This window comes from Comamonas humi, assembly GCF_054782535.1.
In genome coordinates, this window is the sequence record NZ_BAAGSH010000008.1 from 50,391 (window position 1) to 67,209 (window position 16,819).

At 58.3% G+C, this 16,819-nt stretch carries 13 protein-coding genes; 5 read left to right on the top strand and 8 right to left on the bottom strand.

All coding sequences use genetic code 11. The annotated features are described in order from the left end of the window. The first annotated feature begins 21 nt into the window (after positions 1–21). Genes ACYVKR_RS10105 through ACYVKR_RS10120 form a run of 4 tightly spaced genes read left to right on the top strand, consistent with a single transcriptional unit; the run spans position 22 to position 5,033 of the window. The gene (locus ACYVKR_RS10105; protein WP_460480745.1) at positions 22–861 is read left to right on the top strand and encodes a DNA adenine methylase; all 840 of its coding nucleotides are present in this window, start codon (positions 22–24) and stop codon (positions 859–861) included. Then, positions 824–2,167, top strand: coding sequence for a metallophosphoesterase family protein (locus ACYVKR_RS10110; RefSeq protein WP_460480746.1), 1,344 nt, complete (start codon positions 824–826; stop codon positions 2,165–2,167). The genes ACYVKR_RS10105 and ACYVKR_RS10110 overlap by 38 nt, the downstream gene beginning before the upstream one ends. Beyond that, entirely contained in the window at positions 2,164–4,080 is a 1,917-nt protein-coding gene (locus ACYVKR_RS10115) for a P-loop NTPase family protein (RefSeq protein WP_460480747.1), read from the top strand. The genes ACYVKR_RS10110 and ACYVKR_RS10115 overlap by 4 nt, the downstream gene beginning before the upstream one ends. Beyond that, positions 4,077–5,033, top strand: a complete 957-nt coding sequence (locus tag ACYVKR_RS10120; protein WP_460480748.1) for a hypothetical protein — start codon at positions 4,077–4,079, stop codon at positions 5,031–5,033. The genes ACYVKR_RS10115 and ACYVKR_RS10120 overlap by 4 nt, the downstream gene beginning before the upstream one ends. Before the next feature lie 161 nt (positions 5,034–5,194). Here ACYVKR_RS10120 and ACYVKR_RS10125 read toward each other — a convergent pair whose 3' ends face one another. From ACYVKR_RS10125 to ACYVKR_RS10155, 7 genes are all read right to left on the bottom strand, one after another. After that, on the bottom strand, positions 5,195–5,935 hold the full coding sequence (locus ACYVKR_RS10125; RefSeq protein ID WP_460480749.1) for a M48 family metallopeptidase: 741 nt from the start codon (positions 5,933–5,935) through the stop codon (positions 5,195–5,197). 11 nt (positions 5,936–5,946) lie between these two features. Further along, a complete protein-coding gene (locus ACYVKR_RS10130; protein ID WP_460480751.1) occupies positions 5,947–9,258 on the bottom strand; it encodes a type I restriction endonuclease subunit R in 3,312 nt (1,103 codons plus the stop codon). After that, positions 9,255–10,451: a restriction endonuclease subunit S gene (locus tag ACYVKR_RS10135; RefSeq protein ID WP_460480752.1), complete on the bottom strand. Its 1,197-nt coding sequence runs from the start codon at positions 10,449–10,451 to the stop codon at positions 9,255–9,257. The genes ACYVKR_RS10130 and ACYVKR_RS10135 overlap by 4 nt, the downstream gene beginning before the upstream one ends. After that, positions 10,441–11,595, bottom strand: coding sequence for a virulence RhuM family protein (locus ACYVKR_RS10140; RefSeq protein ID WP_460480753.1), 1,155 nt, complete (start codon positions 11,593–11,595; stop codon positions 10,441–10,443). Before ACYVKR_RS10140 ends, ACYVKR_RS10135 begins: the two co-directional genes overlap by 11 nt. Further along, positions 11,588–13,111: a type I restriction-modification system subunit M gene (locus tag ACYVKR_RS10145; RefSeq protein WP_460480754.1), complete on the bottom strand. Its 1,524-nt coding sequence runs from the start codon at positions 13,109–13,111 to the stop codon at positions 11,588–11,590. Before ACYVKR_RS10145 ends, ACYVKR_RS10140 begins: the two co-directional genes overlap by 8 nt. Positions 13,112–13,127: 16 nt before the next feature. Further along, on the bottom strand, positions 13,128–13,736 hold the full coding sequence (locus tag ACYVKR_RS10150; RefSeq protein ID WP_460480755.1) for a restriction endonuclease subunit S: 609 nt from the start codon (positions 13,734–13,736) through the stop codon (positions 13,128–13,130). 212 nt (positions 13,737–13,948) lie between these two features. Further along, the gene (locus tag ACYVKR_RS10155; protein ID WP_460480756.1) at positions 13,949–14,761 is read right to left on the bottom strand and encodes an NYN domain-containing protein; all 813 of its coding nucleotides are present in this window, start codon (positions 14,759–14,761) and stop codon (positions 13,949–13,951) included. A gap of 403 nt (positions 14,762–15,164) precedes the next feature. Here ACYVKR_RS10155 and ACYVKR_RS10160 point away from each other — a divergent pair, with 403 nt between their 5' ends. Beyond that, the gene (locus ACYVKR_RS10160) at positions 15,165–15,515 is read left to right on the top strand and encodes a DUF2958 domain-containing protein (protein ID WP_460480757.1); all 351 of its coding nucleotides are present in this window, start codon (positions 15,165–15,167) and stop codon (positions 15,513–15,515) included. A 218-nt stretch (positions 15,516–15,733) separates the two neighbouring features. Here ACYVKR_RS10160 and ACYVKR_RS10165 read toward each other — a convergent pair whose 3' ends face one another. Beyond that, the gene (locus ACYVKR_RS10165) at positions 15,734–16,792 is read right to left on the bottom strand and encodes an HNH endonuclease (protein WP_460480758.1); all 1,059 of its coding nucleotides are present in this window, start codon (positions 16,790–16,792) and stop codon (positions 15,734–15,736) included. Positions 16,793–16,819: the final 27 nt, after the last annotated feature.

Below are 16,819 nucleotides of genomic sequence, written 5' to 3' on the forward strand. Positions count from 1 at the left end.
TTATGTTCATAATCTTGGTTCATGCAAGTGCGGCAAACATTAGGTACCGACGGCGCCTCAGGCGCGGCGGAGCCGTTGCTGCGTTGGGCCGGTAGCAAGAAAAAGCTGTTGCCCTTGCTACTCGCCGCGGTGCCTGAGGATGCAGACCGCTACATTGAGCCATTCGCAGGCTCGGCAGTGCTGTTCCTGCGTCTGCATGTAGAGGACGCCATCCTTGGAGACCTGAACCGATCTCTCATTGAAACGTACCGCATTGTTCAGCGCTATCCGCGTGCGGTGTGGCAGCGCGCGTCTCAGTTCGGCAGCAATCCCGAGGATTACTACAAGCTTAGGGCGGTACCGCGAGAGCAGTTGAACGCCTTTGACCGTGCGGCGCAGTTCGTGTACCTGAATAGATATTGCTTCAACGGCGTTTATCGAACAAACCGCGCAGGTCAGTTCAACGTCGCCCGAGGCAAGGGTCATCTTTTCATGCCAAGCCTTGAGGCTTTTCAGGCGTTCGCCAAGCTATTGAAGGTTGCTGAACTGCGCTGCAGCGACTTTGAAGAGATTCTCGAGGAGGCCGGCAACGGTGACTTTGTCTACCTAGATCCGCCATACGCTTTGGGCGATAAGCGGGATCGGGGTGAGTACGGTTGTGACGCATTCAGAGAGAAGGACGAGAGGCGGCTGATTGCATCGCTCCGGGCGGCGGACCGTCGCGGCGCGAAAGTGCTCCTCTCATACTCGCCTGCAGACACCGTCTTACAAGGTCTCAAGAAATGGTGCCGTCACGATCTCACTGTGGCGCGCAACGTTGCCGGATTTACGTCGGCGCGCCGTCATGCTGCCGAAGTGCTTCTTTCCAATTACGATTGGTAGTGCGACTAGCATTGTGCAAAATCAATATCAAAGGAGGGCGCTCGTGGAGGATGCGGATGGGCATGGTGGACGAGTCGTAGAGGCGGTGTTCGCCGTTCTGGGCGATCCGCACTTTGCCCATGCGGCAGGTGCGCGAACGCACCTGAAAATCAAGCCCACGGGCGAATTGGCCAGCGAAAGCCCAAAGCAGAATCCTTGGGCTGGGCTGAACGACCTCGTTGCCACGCAGGCGTTAACAGCCGATGCGGTTCTTTGCCCGGGCGATATCGCGTTCCAAAATGACGGTGTGACGCTTGCGGCGGGGTGGAAGCACCTGGTTGACCTAGGCAAGCGGTTGCAAAGTGAGCACGTGCTATGCGCGACTGGTAATCACGATGTCACCTCTCGCAGCCTGGAAGCCAAGGTTCACGAGAACGTCGTCGCGAACCTGAAGGCCGGCCTGGGACCCTTCGAACCGCTGAAGGTCCTCAAGCCCCCGTATCCGTCGGTGACTCGGGACGACGACGATGGAGCGAAGGGGCGAGATCACCGGGTACGGTACTTCGGAGCCGGGCTTGTGCTGGTTGAGGCCGAGAAATATCAGGTGTTGATCGTCAACAGCTGCAGCGAACACGGTCACGATAAGTTCGAGCACGAGCGAGGAACGTTCCCGAAGTCAGCGGTGTCGGAGCTGGAGCTGGCGTTGCAGCAATGTGATCACCGCAAAATCAGCATCGCGATCATGCATCATCCGCCTGAGCCGCACACGCAGGACGGCGAAGGCGCTCACGACTTCATCGACAACGGCCAGGAGCTCTTGCGTCTGCTGTCTGAAGAAGGCAATTGGCTGGTGATCCACGGCCACAAGCACGAAGCTCGGCTGGGACTCTCCTCGGGCAATGGCGAACAACCGTTCGTGTTCGGTGCGGCGAGCCTCGCGTTCTACATCAGCGAACTAGCGGGGACCTTCCAGAACCAGTTCTACCTGCTCAAAGTCAGGTTGGATTCTCGCGGCATCACTGGGCGGTTTCGCACCTGGGACTGGGCGCAGGGGAAGGGCTGGCAGCCCGCGGTCTCTGATGGCAACAGCATCTACGACGGGGCATCATTTGGTGCTCGAGATCCAGGAAGGGTCATTGCCGAGATCGCGAAGCTCGAGGATCTTCCGATGAACTGGTCAGACGTCATCAAGCATGTTCCCGAAGCTGACCTGCTGACGCCGGAGTCGCGCAACCACGTCAAGAGACAGCTCGATCGTCGGCATAGTCTGAATATCCATGCAGACAGGGACGGCCACTGGCTGACACTAGAGAGGAAAACCTCATGAGTCAGGGCTTCCTGGAACCATTCAACGCCAAGGCGATGAGCTTTGCGGATGTGGCTCGCACGTTCGTGCCATCTACGAAGTTTGCGCTCCTGGCGGGACCGTGGAACTCGGTGCTGGTCGGACCTCGGGGCGGCGGCAAGACGACGCTTCTGAAGATGCTGAGCGCAGAGGGACAGGCGGCCTGGAGTGGTCCGCAGGCGGACGAGGTCAAGCCCACGCTCGGCTATACAGGGGTCTACGTTCCCTCTGACATAGCGTGGGGCACCATGCTCGAGTCGCTGCAGCGCTCGGGCCAGAACGAACGGGTTGGCATCCTGTTCTCGCAGGCCGCGTTTGTGACGCACGTACTGCTGGCGGTTGCCAGCGGGATCGATCGGCATGTTCTTTTGAACCCCGTACGGCGCGGCAACGATGTCGTTGATGGCGGACTACGTCCGACGCAGACCGAACTGGAGGCCGCGATCAAGTCAATCGCTGCATTGTGGCGCCTCAAGCCGATTTCGCTCTCGCCAGCTAGCCTGGTAGAAGCACTGCGCCTTCGTCTGCTGGACATCAAGAGCCAGGCACATCTATGCGCATCGCTGGGCCCGGAGGTGGCTGGAGAAGCAGTTGTTCGCAGCTGTGACTATCTTGGTCTCGACATGTTGGAAGCGACATCCCAGGGGCTGCAGACGTTTGACGCCACGTATGGCCGGTCGGACCATCGTTGGTGCCTGCTCCTTGACGAGTTCGAGGTGGCGCCGATGCATTTGCAGCAGACGGTGCTGGCGTCTATGCGAGCGAGTGGTGGTCAGAAGCTCCTACTAAAGGTCGCGCTGGCACCGTGCGGGCCTGATGTGCTCTACCAGCGAGACGTTGCTGCTCCAAGCCAGCTCAACGACGTCCGACAGGTCGAGCTTTGGTACGCGGACAAGGCAGAGGCCAGCGAGTTCTGCAAGAATGTGTTCCTTTCAAGAAGCCAGTCTTATGCAGGGCTGAGCGGTGAAACCCCTAACAACGTGTTCGGCACGTCTGCTTACTCAGTGGTCGACGAGGGTGAAGAGGCGGAGCAGTTGGGGTTGTTCGCACGGGCTACGCGTGCAGCGACCAAGCAGATCACAGATCACTTTGTCTCTCTCTCGGAAAAGGACGCTTCCTTCGTCAGGTTCCTCGAGCGCAAGGAGATCGACCTCACGCAGGAACTGGGGACGCAGCCGAGCGACTTCAACGGCAACACTCTACGCAAGGTCGCACCGCTGGTTGCGTTTCGGAATGCCTACCGAGGCAGGTCAGAAGGACGCAAGCGCGGCGTGAAACCGTTCAATGCCACCTACGCGGGCTGGGAGTCTCTCTCGGCGATCAGCGAGGGCAATCCACGTTGGCTGATCGGTCTGATCACACGCATCCTGTCCCATGCTGACCTGAAGCAGCTCCCTGTACCAGTGCCTCGGCAGACGGAAGGGGTGCTCTGGAACTGTCAGCGGTACTCTGAGATGTTGCAGTCCCTGGCCAGTGAGCAGTTCCACTCAATCAAGACTTCTGCATCGGTTTTCCAGGTGCTGGAGAAGATAGGCGACTACTTTCATGACCGTTTGGTCACCGCCGACTTTGTCGAGGACCCTCCGTTGTCCTTCATCGTCGACAACGACGTCGACGATGACGTCGAGAACGCCCTGCGGATCGCAATGAACCATGGTGCGATTGTCTGCTTCGAATCGCCTGCGACGGTCGGTGGATACCGGTCACTTCGTGGCAAGCGCTTCAGGTTGACTTATCTCTTGGCGCCGATTTTCAAGTTGCCGATGCGGAAATCGAAGCCAGTGTCGTTGTCCGCAATCCTCAATCCACCGCCCGTGGAGCGAAAGAGCGAAGCGAAAGTTGTTAAACCGCTTCCGGAGCAATCCGGGGCCTGGAAGCAGGACGGGTTGTTTTGAAGCTGGCCATCCGAAACCTCACGCAAGTAAACATCAAAGGCAAGGCGTCTTCTGCTGTGCTCAGCAGCGAGCCTGCACTGATCATTGTCGGTGACGGCGAAGGTCGGCGGAGACGGAATCTGCTGATGCTGCTGACGGCCGATGGCGATCTAAACGCGCGGATGATTGCGGTTGGCTATGGAGCTGAAGGTGAAGCCCAATTCTCGAAGCGTCTTGAGGTTGAACGTCTGACATGTCACGACACACGCGATGCCATTCGTACCCTCTCGCGTAATAGCAACGACACCGTTTCGATATTTGTTGACGTGTCTTGTCTGTCGCGACAGCAGATGGGCTCCATTTTTTCGGAAATCAAGAACCTTGCGCGCAGTGGGCCAGTGGATCTTCAGATCGGCTACAGCTTGGCGCGGTACGTGAAGCCCACTGCTCAGTGGTCCTCTTCCATCCGCCGCATCGCCCCAGTGAACGACGAGTTCGCGGGCTGGACTGCAGCGCCGGACAACCCAATCGAGCTGATCGTGGCATTGGGTTACGAGAAGGGCAAAGCCATTGGGGCGGCGGAGTATTTGGAGCCGGGGGACACCTGGCTGTTCGTCCCGACCTCTCCTGAAGAGAAGTACCTAGAGGAGGTACGGGAGCAGAACAAGGATCTGCTGCAGGAGTTGAATGACAAGCAGATGGAATATGGGGTGATGGAGCCCGTCGATGCTTACCATTCACTCCTATCTCTCGTGCGAGGGACTCGACGCACTGCACGTCCCATCCTTCTTCCATTCGGGCCGAAAGTGTTCTTTGCGCTGTCTTTACTGGTAGCCATGATCATTGAAGAGGCTGCAGTCTGGTTCGTCGATGGAGAGAACACGTCCAGTACGGACCAAGGTCAGCCTTCGCCTCACGCCGTCATACTGAGCTGCCGGATCGAACCCGTGGTTGAGACATCAGACGCTATCTAATCGAGTCGATTGATGGTGGGTGGGACGCAATCGCAGCTTCCCGCTGTTGAAATGGTTCTGAAACTTTGGTTGCTTTCAGAAGATACAAGCTGACGGTGAGCCGAGTTGGGTCTCCAGCGGCTGCTTTCATTCTCTCTGTCTTTGGTCTTGATTGACGTCTTCTAGGTTCGGAAGATCTCTTCAACCATGTTGTCGAGCTTTTCCTTCACCGCTCGCCAGTTAGGCATGTGCCGGTCCAACGTTCGGTAGAACTTGGGGCTGTGGTTGTGATGAAGCAGATGGCACAGCTCGTGAAGCAACACGTAGTCGATGCACTCGCGTGGTGCCTTCACCAGCAGCGGGTTCAGTGTGATGCGGCCAGAAGGCGAACAGCTTCCCCATTGCACGGTCATGAACTGCAGGCGCGTAGGTGGAGGCTGTTTGACCCATCGTAGAGAGGCCGCAATTGAATCAAGTCGATCAGCGAAAACCTCCCGCGCTCGCTGTCGATACCACGCATCCAATGCTGCTTTGATCGTAGCCGGGATGTAATCCGGGGTCATCACGGTAATGAAGGCCCCTCGCATGCGAGTCTCCGTCTTGTCCTTTGCGTCGATGATGACCTTCAGGCGATACCGTCGGCCCAAATAGTGCAGTGACTCACCACTCACGTATTCCCGAGGCAGCACATGGGCCAGTCGTGACTTGGCTGCGTCCACATGCTGGCTGATCCAGCGCGCTCGCTTCTTCACCGCAGCCAGCACGTCTGTCAGTGGCGCTATGTCTGGAGCATCCACCAGCACACGCCCGTCCGGCTCCACATGGATGGCAACGCGCGTCACAGTGCGTGACGGTTGACGGCGAAGACTGAAGGCAATGACTTCGTCGCCATAGGCGATGCGGTGTTGGGAGAGGTGTTCCATGACCTGCATGCTTAGGACTTGCTCAACCCAACACGCGTGATTTGGATGACCTGCTCGACTACCAGCTTGGCGTTGTCCAAGCCCAGCGTGCCAAATAGCAGGGGCAGGAGACCTTTGCGGATGGCGGCTTCAATGTTTTGTGGATTGAGCGAATTCTCTGCTACGGCGTTGCGCACTACAATGTCCATCGCCAAGGCCTGCTGCACCAGCAGGTTCGTCGTATCGTCACTCAGTGCGTCAAAGGCCTCGTCCCCCAGCACCAGACGAATCGCACCAAAGTAGGCCTTGGCATGTGGCTTGTCTGCCAGAGCATCCGGCATATCCGGGGTTGCTCGGGCGTCCAGCTTTTCCTCGAAGGACTTGAACAGCGCATACTGCTTCAGTGGGTGGTCGAACATGGCCTCCGCTTCAGCGATGGCCTGACGTAGCAGTTCGCCAAACACTTTCTGTGCGTAAGGGTCAGTCGCCAGCTCCTGTTCGATGGTCTTGCGCAGCCGGGTGCGGATTATGTCCGTCTCGTTGCGTGTCTTCTCCTCTGACCAGTCCTTCGGATCGTCCACTTGTCCTAACTGGTGCACCAGATAAACCCCCTCAGGTTCACGCACCTCCGTGCCGATGACCTGCTTGTCCACCAGCTTGCGGATCTGTTCTTCGTAAACGCTGTAATCCACCGTCTCCATGGCGTCGCGGCGTGCGGTCTGGCGCAGCTCGGTGAAGAAACGGAGGTCTGCCTTGTACCGGGCAATCTGTGCTTCAGAGAAGCTCTTGTCCTCAAAGAAGCTGCGCGATGAGAGCGCCGTCTGCAAGCACAGGCCGAAAGCAGTCAGTGCATCGTAGAAGCCGTCTCGCAGCTTCTGCCGCTCGTCGTACTCTTCGCCGTCGCTGTCCTTCACGAACTTCGGTGCCAGCACCTGCCGGTACTGCTCGCGGTCGAGTTTGTTGGTCACCGATTGGAAGAACGACCACAACTCATCGTGCAAGGCCGGCAGGCGCTTGTATTCCGTGCTGAACTGGTGATACAACCCCTCCAGATCATTGATGTCAAAGCCCCCTTGTGTGCGAGCTTCAAGGTCCTGGTAGGCGCGGATGGCGGTGTCGAGTTCCTTCAAGATACCGCGGTAGTCCACCAGCACGCCGTAGCGCTTCGCGTCGTGCAGACGGTTGACGCGTGCCACGGCCTGGATGAGGTTGTGCCCCTTCAAGGGTTTGTCGATATACAGCACGGCATTGCGCGGCTCGTCGAAGCCAGTCAGCAGCTTGTCCACGACGATCAGCAAGTCGGGGGCGCCGTCTGAGCCAAAGTCGTTCACCACCTGCTTCTCGTAGGCTTCGGGGTCATTCCCGCAGGTTGCCATGGCCTGCTTCCACCACTTCTGTACCTCGGGCAAGGTGTCCTCGTCCACCTCGGAGTTGCCCTCGCGTGTGTCCGGCGCCGAGATCACGATGGCACTGGTGACCAGGCCAGTTTCATCCAACGCCCTTTTGTAGCGAATGGCGTCGAGCTTGCTGTCAGTGGCGACCTGGCCCTTCAGGCCGAGGTCGAGCTTCTTGATGTTTTCGCTGAAGTGGGTCGCGATGTCCCAGGCGATCAGTTCGATGCGGTTGGCCGCGCCGTAGATGGCCCCTTTCTTGGCAAATTTCCTTTTCAGATCGGTGCGCTGGGCCTCGCTGAGATTGCTGGTGATCTTCTCGAACCAGCGGTTGACGGCCTCTTCATTGATGTCCAGCTCGGGTACGCGCTCTTCGTACAGCAGCGGGGCCACGGTTTCGTCCTCCACGGCGCGCTGCATGGTGTAGGCATGCACGATGGGGCCGAATTTGTTGGCCGTCTTTTCCTTCTTGAGCAGGGGCGTGCCGGTGAAGGCGATGTAGGACGCCTTGGGCAGTGCCTTCTTCATGCGTTCATGCGTCTCGCCGCCGTGGCTGCGGTGGCCTTCGTCCACCAGCACGATCATGTCGGCAGAGTCGTTACGGCACTCCGGCAGCTTGGATGCCGTGTTGAACTTGTGCACTAGCGTGAAGGTGATACGCTCGGTGCCCTTGCCGATGCGCTGTGCCAGGTCACGGCCGGACAGACTGCGGCTCTTCTCTCCGTCTTTCTGCGTAGCGATGCTGGAGCCAAAGGCACCACCTGTCATGAAGTTGCGGGTGAGCTGAGTTTCCAGGTCAATGCGGTCGGTCACGACAACTACGCGGCACTCCTTCAAGGTATCCACCAGCAGCAGCGCCTTGGTCAAGAACACCATGGTGAAACTCTTGCCTGATCCCGTGGTGTGCCACACTACACCGCCCTCGCGACCACCACCTTGCGATTCGGGCTTTTTCTGGCTGATGCGCGCCAGCAGCGCACGGATGCCAAAAAACTGCTGGTAGCGGGCCACGATCTTGCCCACTTTGCGGTCGAAGAGCACATAACCGCGCAGGAATTCGAGCAGACGCGCCGGGGTCAGGAGGCTGATCAGCAGGCGATCCTGCTCGGTAGCCTGCATGGGGGCGCTCCAGAGCGTGTCGAAATACGCCGCCAGCGCGGCAGGCTTGCCGTCGAACAGCGCAGTGCGCACATCCGGCTTGAGTGCCTTGTTCTTAAGCGCCTGCATGTGCGCCTCGTCGAACCCCTCTTCTCGCCACTTGGCCCAGAATTTGGCCGCCGTGTGTGTGGTGCCGTAGCGCCCCTCAGTCTGGCTGATGGACAGCAGCAGCTGGGCATAGGCAAACAAGTTAGGAATTTCATCCGGTCGTTGGTTGCGCAGATGTTGGCTGATGCCCTCGGTCACCATGGCTTTAGCGGGATGGCTACCACCGCCCGATTCAGGCCGCTTAGCTTCGATCACCACCAAGGGGATGCCGTTCACATACGCCACCACATCCGGCGTGCGGTGGTGCGTACCCTGCGTGGCCAGCAACTCCAGCTCTTCGGTCACATCCCAGCGGTTGGCCGTGGTGTCGGCCCAGTCGATTACTGCGATGGTCGGCTGGTGCTTTTTGCCATCGGGCATAAATTCCGTCACTGTGATACCCAGTGCCAACTTGCCATACAGCCGCTCATTGGCTGGCATGAGCCCTTCAGCCAAGCTGAGTGCCGACAATTCCCGCACGATCTGGTCGACGCCGCTGGGCGACAACGGGTACCACTCGCCCTTGTATTCATAGCGCCGGGTTTGCAGCACCTCAATCAGCCGAGGCTTGAGCAGCACCTCGCGCGTGCTACCACGCAGGGCCAGCGCCTGCGCTGTGGTCAGAAAGTTCCAGCCCTGGTTGCACAGCAGGTGCAGCGCGGGCAGGTGGGCGCTGTACTGCTCGCGGGAGTTGGGCGTGGTGTTCATGCCTGTGCCTCCGTTTCAGCGTCCGACAGCTTGACGCGGCGTTTGCCGGTCAGGAGTTGGGACATCAGGGCGGATTTCTCTTGGCGCAAAAGTTGGAGATATGTCTCATGACACTTAACTGCCTGCTCCGCAGCATTCAAAATGTCTGCGATGGCTTGCTGCTCTGAAATCGAAGGGTATGGCAACCTTAGGAATTCAAAGTCGTCATAGCTGATCTGCTTCCCGTCGCGAATCCCGATTACAGCAACTGCCAACCGGCCAATAAACTCCTGCGATTTGAAGTAGTGGCGGTAGAAGTCATCAACGATAGGCTTGGCCGGTTTCAATACGGTGTAGGCTGGACTAACTAGCCCTTTGAATCGTGAGTACTCCAGACCACCTTCGAAAGAGCGTAGGCTGATGACAAAGTCACCTGGTTCAACGAGCTTGTAGCCATCTGTTGAGCCCTCAGGCATGACTACCTTTCGATCCAAAGAATTGCGTGGAACGACACCGACGTCCTGCATAACTGAAAGTAGCTCAAGACCGTCGTTGCGGCGAACGGACCGAGGCAAGAAAATCGCAGATGCATGCTCTCGATGCAAAATGGGTTCATCACGTGAATGTCTGGATCGATCACCAATTAATGCTTGTGTCAGTCCCAATTTCTGCCGCCGGCTGTTAGCAACAACTTGCTCTGTGGCGACGATGGCTTGATCCCAAGTGGAGAGAATTTGGGCTATGCGGCGCTGCTCGTGGATTGGCGCAACTGGAACCGCGATTTGCTTCAGCAACCCTGCGTTTAGGTGTGAGACGCCACCGGAATGTCCGAAGTCGCGAATGTTGTCGTACTGAGACCAAAGAAATTGAAAGTAGAAATCCGGGTCATACCCTTCGTTGAGCAATATCGCTGCGGAGTTTTGGTTGGTCGCGGCTTCAATGCCCAGCTTCGCCACTTGGCCACGCGTCTTTCCCTGCCCGTACATCGCCATCAACAGTGTTCCGTGCGGAAACAGCTTGGCCGACGAGTTCTGCAAACCGGCTTCCGTGATCCTCTCGGCAGAGTCCGTGATCGTGTTGAATAGGATTTCCCCCGTCGTGATCCACGGAATTTCTCCGCCCCAGTATTCAGACTTGCTTCGGTCAGGCGTTCCGCCTGAGGTGATGCGGGCAATCTCGCCCAGCGTTGAACGGTGCCATGCCTCAGGCAGCATCACGATCTCCCTTTTTCTTTGTCAGCCGCTTAGCGACCTTTCCCAATTCGTTCAAGGTATCTTTATCGGCTGCCGCACCCAGCACGCGCACAGCATATGCCTCACCTTCCGCCTCCAACGCAGCCCGCCGTTGCGCCACAAACTGCTCGTACTCGCTCTGCGCATGGGCCACCGCCTGCTTGTGCGACACCTTGCCGGCGCCCACCAGCACTTGCCGGTCATTGAAGCTGAGGAAGGCGTCGAGCTTTTCGGCCCAGTCCTTCAGGAACACCTCTTTGCGGCGCGTGGCCTGGTCTTCGGCAAAGTCCAACCACATGGTGACGATGCGGTTCAACTCGGAAATTTCCTGCTCGTTCAGGTAGTTCTTGGCCACGCCCACGTCGGCCTTCTGCACCTGGCCCTTGCGGGTGGTAGTCAGGCCCATGTTGGGCTGGGTGTGGTCGGCACGGCGGCGGATGATCTCGGCTGCCGTCTGGCCGGACACGGCGTAGTGCAGCTTGTTCTGGATGACGCGGAAAAAGGCTGTGGTTTCGGGCAACGTGGGGGCGTAGTCAGCCGCCAGGGCGAAGATTTCGCGCACCCGCAGGTACATGCGGCGCTCACTGGCGCGGATGTCACGGATGCGCTCCAGCAATTCACCGAAGCGATCTGGCAGCACCGAGTCACCCACAGGCGGGTTCTTCAGACGCTCGTCGTCGAGCACAAAGCCTTTCAGCAGGTATTCGCTCAGGTTGGCCGTGGCCCATTGGCGGAACTGGGTGCCGCGTGCAGAGCGAGCCCGGTAGCCCACGGCCAGGATGACGTCGAGGCTGTAGAAGCGCACATTGCGGCGGACGAGCCGACCTCCCTCTTGGCGAACTTGTAAGCCGGACTTACAGGTTGCCTGGGGATGGGCCTCACCTTCGGCGTAGATCGTCTTCACATGCTGGGTGACGTTCTGTGGCGTGGTCTGGAACAGCGTGGCGATTTCGGCCTGACTGAGCCACAGCAAACCGCCTTCGGCTCGCATTTCAACGCGGGTGAGACCATCGTCAGTGGTGTAGAGAATGAATTCGCCCTGGCTTTCTGCACTGGATGGTGCATTGAGGTCCACAGGCGCAGCAACCGCTGTGGTTGGCGTATTGGGTTTTGGCGCTTTACTCATAGCCCAGTTCCTTCAGGTAGACCGCCATCTGGGTTTCCAGGCTGGCCAGTTCTACCTTGAGCTGCTCGCGCTCCTTGCGCACGGCCATCAGGTCGATTTCGGCTTCTTCCTCGAACGTGTCCACATAGCGCGGGATGTTGAGGTTGAAATCGTTCTCGGCGATCTCCGCTGGCGAGGCGAGGTAGGCGTACTTGTCCACACTCCGCCGCGTGGTGGCGGTGGTCAGGATTCGCTGCAGGTCGGCTTCGCGCAGTAGGTTCTGGTTCTTGCCGGCTTCGAAGTCGCGGCTGGCGTCGATGAACAGCACCTCGTCGTCAGCCTTGTTCTTGCGGAACACCAGCACCGCGGCGGGGATGCCGGTGCCATAGAACAGCTTTTCAGGCAGGCCAACCACCACGTCGAGCAGGTTCTCTTCGATCAGTCTCTGGCGAATGCGCCCCTCGGCAGCGCCACGGAACAGCACCCCGTGCGGCACGACCACGGCCATGCGGCCGGTGCCGGGCTTCATGGTCTCGATCATGTGCAGGATGAAGGCGTAGTCGCCCTTGGTGCGGGGCGGCACACCACGCCGGAAACGGCTGAATTTGTCGGCATCGGCCCCTTCAAAGCCCCACTTTTCCAGGCTGAACGGCGGGTTGGCCACCACGATGTCAAAGTGCTTGAGGCTGGCGGCACCGTCGAGCAGCTTGGGGTTGCGGATGGTGTCGCCCCATTCGATGCGGTGGTTATCCTCGCCGTGCAGGAACATGTTCATCTTGGCCAGGGCCCAGGTGCTGCCGATGGCTTCCTGCCCATAGAGCGCGTACTTGCGTGAACCGGTGTTCTCGCGGATCAGGCGGCCGCACTTCATCAGCAGCGACCCAGAGCCGCAAGTGGGGTCACAGATTTCGTCCCCTTCTTGCGGTGCCATCAGGCGGGCCATGAGTGCGGAGACTTCGGGTGGGGTGTAGAACTCGCCAGCCTTCTTACCACTGGTGGATGCGAAGTTCTTGATGAGGAACTCATAGGCATTTCCGATCACGTCAAGTTGGCCGACACGGCTGGGACGCAAATCCAGCTCGGGCTTGGCGAAGTCTTCTAGCAAGTGGCGCAGGATGTCGTTCTTCTGTTGTTCATCCCCCAGCTTGTTGGAATTGAAGCTGATGTCTTGGAACACATCGCGCAGCTTGGTGATGTTGGCCTCTTCGATGGCGTGCAGCGCCTTGTCGATGCGTTCGCCGTTACCAGGGCTGTGCCGCAGGGTGTGCAGGGCATAGAAGCTGGCGCTGGCAGGCAGCACGAAGCGCTCGTTCTTGAGCATTTCTGCAATCAGCTCAGGGTGGTCACCGTACTGCTTCTTGTAGGCGTCGTAGTGGTCTTGCCAGACATCTGACACGTACTTGAGAAACAGCATGGTCAGGACGAAATCCTTGTAGATACTCGGGTCCACGGTGCCGCGGAAGGTGTCGCATGCGGCCCAGACGGCGGCATTGATGGCGTCTTGGCTGACAGAGGTAATCTTGGTGGTGTCGTTCATGGTGCGGATTCCCGGGTTATTCAGTAGCAGCCTGCGCGGCGTGCGCAAGACTTTCCGCAAGCGCTTGGAGTTGTTGCTCGCGGTTGTGAATGAGTTGGTGGAGGGTGTTTCGCTCCTGACGCGCCAAGTCGGCCAGGGCAACGATGCGTTGCTGGTCAGCCAGCGGCGGTACGCATAGCGTGAGCGATTCCAGTACAGGGCGGCGAATGCTCAACTGGCTGCTGCCTTCCGCGGCTTGTTGAAGCTGGCGCTGGAATGGGGGCTGGTTGATCTGCCATGCCAAGAAGGCAGGCAGCAGTGCAGCACGTGGCATCACCTGGAGCAGAAAGAAGTGCGGGCTGCATACGGCGGTACTGGGCGGTTCGTCGATGCAGACTGCGTAGAACCGTGCGCCTTTGGACACGAACAAAACGTCACCGGCCTTCAGCCAGTCCGGCTGCCTGCGGCCAGCAAGCATGGTGCGCGTGACTCCAGGCCAGTTCACCCCGAGGCCGGGGTCAACGTCCTTCATCTGAACGGCCAAAGTGTCGCCTTCGGCTGACTCTTCTATGGAGCCCCGAAAAGGGTAGCCACTTTGCACGGAGGCTACTCTGTCAATGGTGGAAAATTTTGCATCAATCGACATGAAGCGAATGATACGCGAGTTTTGCTTTAAAAATATGCATCATGCAGATTGATGTGAAATTTTTGATGGAGTAACTCGCTTCCCCGACCTGAAAGGCGAAGAGGGCGGTTGCGTCCATCAGGCGCGGAGGTCGTGTCAGCCTAAGTCCGTAAGGCCTTCGATAGGGCCGAATGCCCATCAGCACCCAAGTAGCATGCCGGCGCCATCGCGTGTCATGCGCTCAGTGCTTCAGCTTTCTCGGCTGGGTCATCTGCCTTGGGCGCGAGGCCGACCGACCAATGGCCGCCTTCTTCCTGGCGCGGGATCAGCAGGTCGTAGGTCCTGACCATGTTCAGCAGCCCCGAGTGGCCATAGGTTTGCGGAGAAAACGCTGGATCGGTGCGCTTGAGGTACTGACCCAGCGCGCCCATGGCTACCTTGCCTTCGGAGGTGTTGCCGGCCAGCAAGGCCACGGCTTCGACCAGGAAGCGTGGCCGGCGTTTAGGGGCGGGCTTGGCAGGGTCTGGCTTGGGTGCTTCTGGTGTCGCCGCTGTCTCCTTTGTGGTCTTGGGCAGTGCCTCGGCAACCATCTCGATCGGTGGTTCGGGGCGGGTCCATTCGAAGAACTGGTCGCTGGCATTGCGCAGGGCATCGGGTGTCTTGGCCTCGCCTACGATGCAGACCGAGGCGCCGCGCTCGCGCAGCTTGCGGCACAGGTAGGCGAAGTCGGAATCGCTGGTGACCAGGCAGAAGGTGTCGGCGCGTCCATCGAAAAGGGCTTCCAGAGCATCCAGCGCCAGGGCGATGTCGGCCGTGTTCTTGCCGGCGGCGTACTGGTACTGCAGGCAGGGCGTGAAAGCCAGTCGCACCAGTGCCTCCTGCCACTTGTGGGCGAGCGTTGTCTGGTTGCCGTAGCCGCGGCGCAGGACGACACGGCCGAACTGGGCCACCATGCGCAAGGCATGCTCGAGGATTTCTGGGGGAACGTTGTCGCAGTCGACCAGGACGGCCACGCGGGTCTCGGTTGTCTGTGAGGGTGTGCTCATCCGTCTTCGGGCTCTGGAGTGGATCTGTTTCTCACGGTAACCGATTTCGGGCGTCCCCGGCCGTGGGGCTGGCCGGTCGCGCTGTCGTGTTGCGCATCGAGCCCCCTGCGGCGTCTCGCCCCTGAGGGCTTCCATCGTTCCCTCCCTCCGGTCGGCTGACGCCTGCGGCCCGGATTTCCAGACCCGGTCCTGCGCGCTTCGCTTGCCAAGAGTGCGGTGTGCGGTGGTTTGGTGGAGGGCGGTCTTGCTGTTCCCTTCATCGTGCCACGGCGTGCTCGCCGTCAAGGGCTGCGCGTGCTCGCACGCTTGCGGCCTGCAGCCGTCGTTGCCCCCTGACTGCTAGCGTTGCGCCGTGACCTGGAAGGGCTGGGCAATTCCGCCCGGCAACTTTCAGGAGTTCACCATGAACTGCGCATTCATCACCGACGAGCAGCGTGCGCTGCTGCTGGCCAACGGCCGCGAATCGTTGGAGAACCGGGACTTCGATCCGGCCCCTGTGGTCAAGCTGTTCACGCCGGATGCCGGTGCGACCTGGCTGCTGACCGAGATCGACCCGGATGACCACGACCATGCTTTCGGCCTGTGCGACCTGGGCCTGGGAATGCCCGAACTGGGCTGGGTCAGCCTGCAGGAACTGGCATCCGTGCGTGGTCGGCTGGGATTGCCGGTCGAGCGGGATCTGCACTTTCGCGCGGAGAAGCGCTTGAGCGCCTATGTGCGTGATGCACGGCTAGCGGGGCAGATTGTTACCTGATCCCTCTGGGGCGCTGGAAGGTGCCCCTTTTCTCCCTCGGCTTAGGCGCTCACCAGGGCTTCCATATAGCCACTATTTGCGGATGGGAGCCTGACCAGCGAGCTCAATCGGGGACCATTGCTGCGAGCTGCTGCAAAAGTCCGGATATACGCGCGCAATCTTGTCCTACTTGATGTGGCGAATCAGAGGACTGGTAAACCGAGATCCTATATATGCTATTAACCCTTGAAGATATATTTTCTATGATATTCCATGAAAGGCTTCATTCCCTCCAAAGAAATATCTATTGCACGTAAATACATGTTTTGAGTCAGTGATATGGCTTGCATGTCGAGAATTTTTAAGCTTGAACTCACTAGGATCTTGAATCTGTTTTGCTCGTCAAAGCTAATCAGTCCGGAGTCAAATAGCTTGTCAAAGCTTGGATTTAGTAGAATGCCGTTGTCAGGGGAGAGCCTTTCATGCTTGTTTTCACACTTGCTCCATGGCTTGATATGTGAGGCAATCAGTAGAGTAGGGCTCTTGACTTGGCCAAGAGCACAACCTTCCCAGCGTCGCATCAGTTGATCTCTAAAGTAGCCTTGCCCCACGCGGGCTTTAATCAACTGCTCTTTCTCTGTCTCCGAGAGGGTCCCGTTGCGCTGAATGGCTTGAATTTCCTCAGAGTCAATAGAATCAGGTTCGCCATTAAATGGATCAATAACTCTTGGGGCGGGCTTGATACTCCTGAGCATTCTGTAGGATTTGTCAAGTGGGTTGTAGTGGTGAACATACCAGGGCTCGGTGTCCAAGCTGCGAAAATCTACTTGACGCTCTTGTTCGCCATCAATTAAAATTTCTTTGCCATCTATAAATATAATTCGAATAGGCTCTTGAGTTTTGTTGGCTCTATAGATTTGATCGGTGAAATCCTGTAATTTACTCAGGTGATTTCGCATGCGGCTGGCACTTTTGCCGTTGCCTTCTGCACTATATTTCGAGAGAAGATCGCTTTTTTCCTTGATTTCTTGGCCAATTGAGGCCTCGAATCCAAGATGCCCATCTATTTCCTTTAGGCCAATCCACCACATGCAGGCAACTAGTGGTTGATTAGGCTTGTCCAATCCATAGTTCCATTTGCTCGCTTGAAATGTGTTTTCACTTGGCTCAATTGGGGAGCCATCAACCTGACTGTACTCCCAAAAATGCATATCCATTCCGGTTTGTTTGAGCAGATCATATACGCGGGGTTTGTGCGCTTGAGGCTTAAGTTTTTGGATTTTTTCTACTGCGGACATTTTTTCAAATTGACATGTATTGTCCCG

What these genes read in the sequence shown, in the direction of transcription:
- ACYVKR_RS10105 (WP_460480745.1), top strand. Translation starts at nt 22, where the DNA reads ATGCAAGTGCGGCAAACATTAGGTACCGACGGCGCCTCAGGCGCGGCG.
- ACYVKR_RS10110 (WP_460480746.1), top strand. Translation starts at nt 824, where the DNA reads ATGCTGCCGAAGTGCTTCTTTCCAATTACGATTGGTAGTGCGACTAGC.
- ACYVKR_RS10115 (WP_460480747.1), top strand. Translation starts at nt 2,164, where the DNA reads ATGAGTCAGGGCTTCCTGGAACCATTCAACGCCAAGGCGATGAGCTTT.
- ACYVKR_RS10125 (WP_460480749.1), bottom strand. Translation starts at nt 5,935, where the DNA reads ATGGAACACCTCTCCCAACACCGCATCGCCTATGGCGACGAAGTCATT.
- ACYVKR_RS10130 (WP_460480751.1), bottom strand. Translation starts at nt 9,258, where the DNA reads ATGAACACCACGCCCAACTCCCGCGAGCAGTACAGCGCCCACCTGCCC.
- ACYVKR_RS10135 (WP_460480752.1), bottom strand. Translation starts at nt 10,451, where the DNA reads ATGCTGCCTGAGGCATGGCACCGTTCAACGCTGGGCGAGATTGCCCGC.
- ACYVKR_RS10140 (WP_460480753.1), bottom strand. Translation starts at nt 11,595, where the DNA reads ATGAGTAAAGCGCCAAAACCCAATACGCCAACCACAGCGGTTGCTGCG.
- ACYVKR_RS10145 (WP_460480754.1), bottom strand. Translation starts at nt 13,111, where the DNA reads ATGAACGACACCACCAAGATTACCTCTGTCAGCCAAGACGCCATCAAT.
- ACYVKR_RS10150 (WP_460480755.1), bottom strand. Translation starts at nt 13,736, where the DNA reads ATGTCGATTGATGCAAAATTTTCCACCATTGACAGAGTAGCCTCCGTG.
- ACYVKR_RS10155 (WP_460480756.1), bottom strand. Translation starts at nt 14,761, where the DNA reads ATGAGCACACCCTCACAGACAACCGAGACCCGCGTGGCCGTCCTGGTC.
- ACYVKR_RS10160 (WP_460480757.1), top strand. Translation starts at nt 15,165, where the DNA reads ATGAACTGCGCATTCATCACCGACGAGCAGCGTGCGCTGCTGCTGGCC.
- ACYVKR_RS10165 (WP_460480758.1), bottom strand. Translation starts at nt 16,792, where the DNA reads ATGTCCGCAGTAGAAAAAATCCAAAAACTTAAGCCTCAAGCGCACAAA.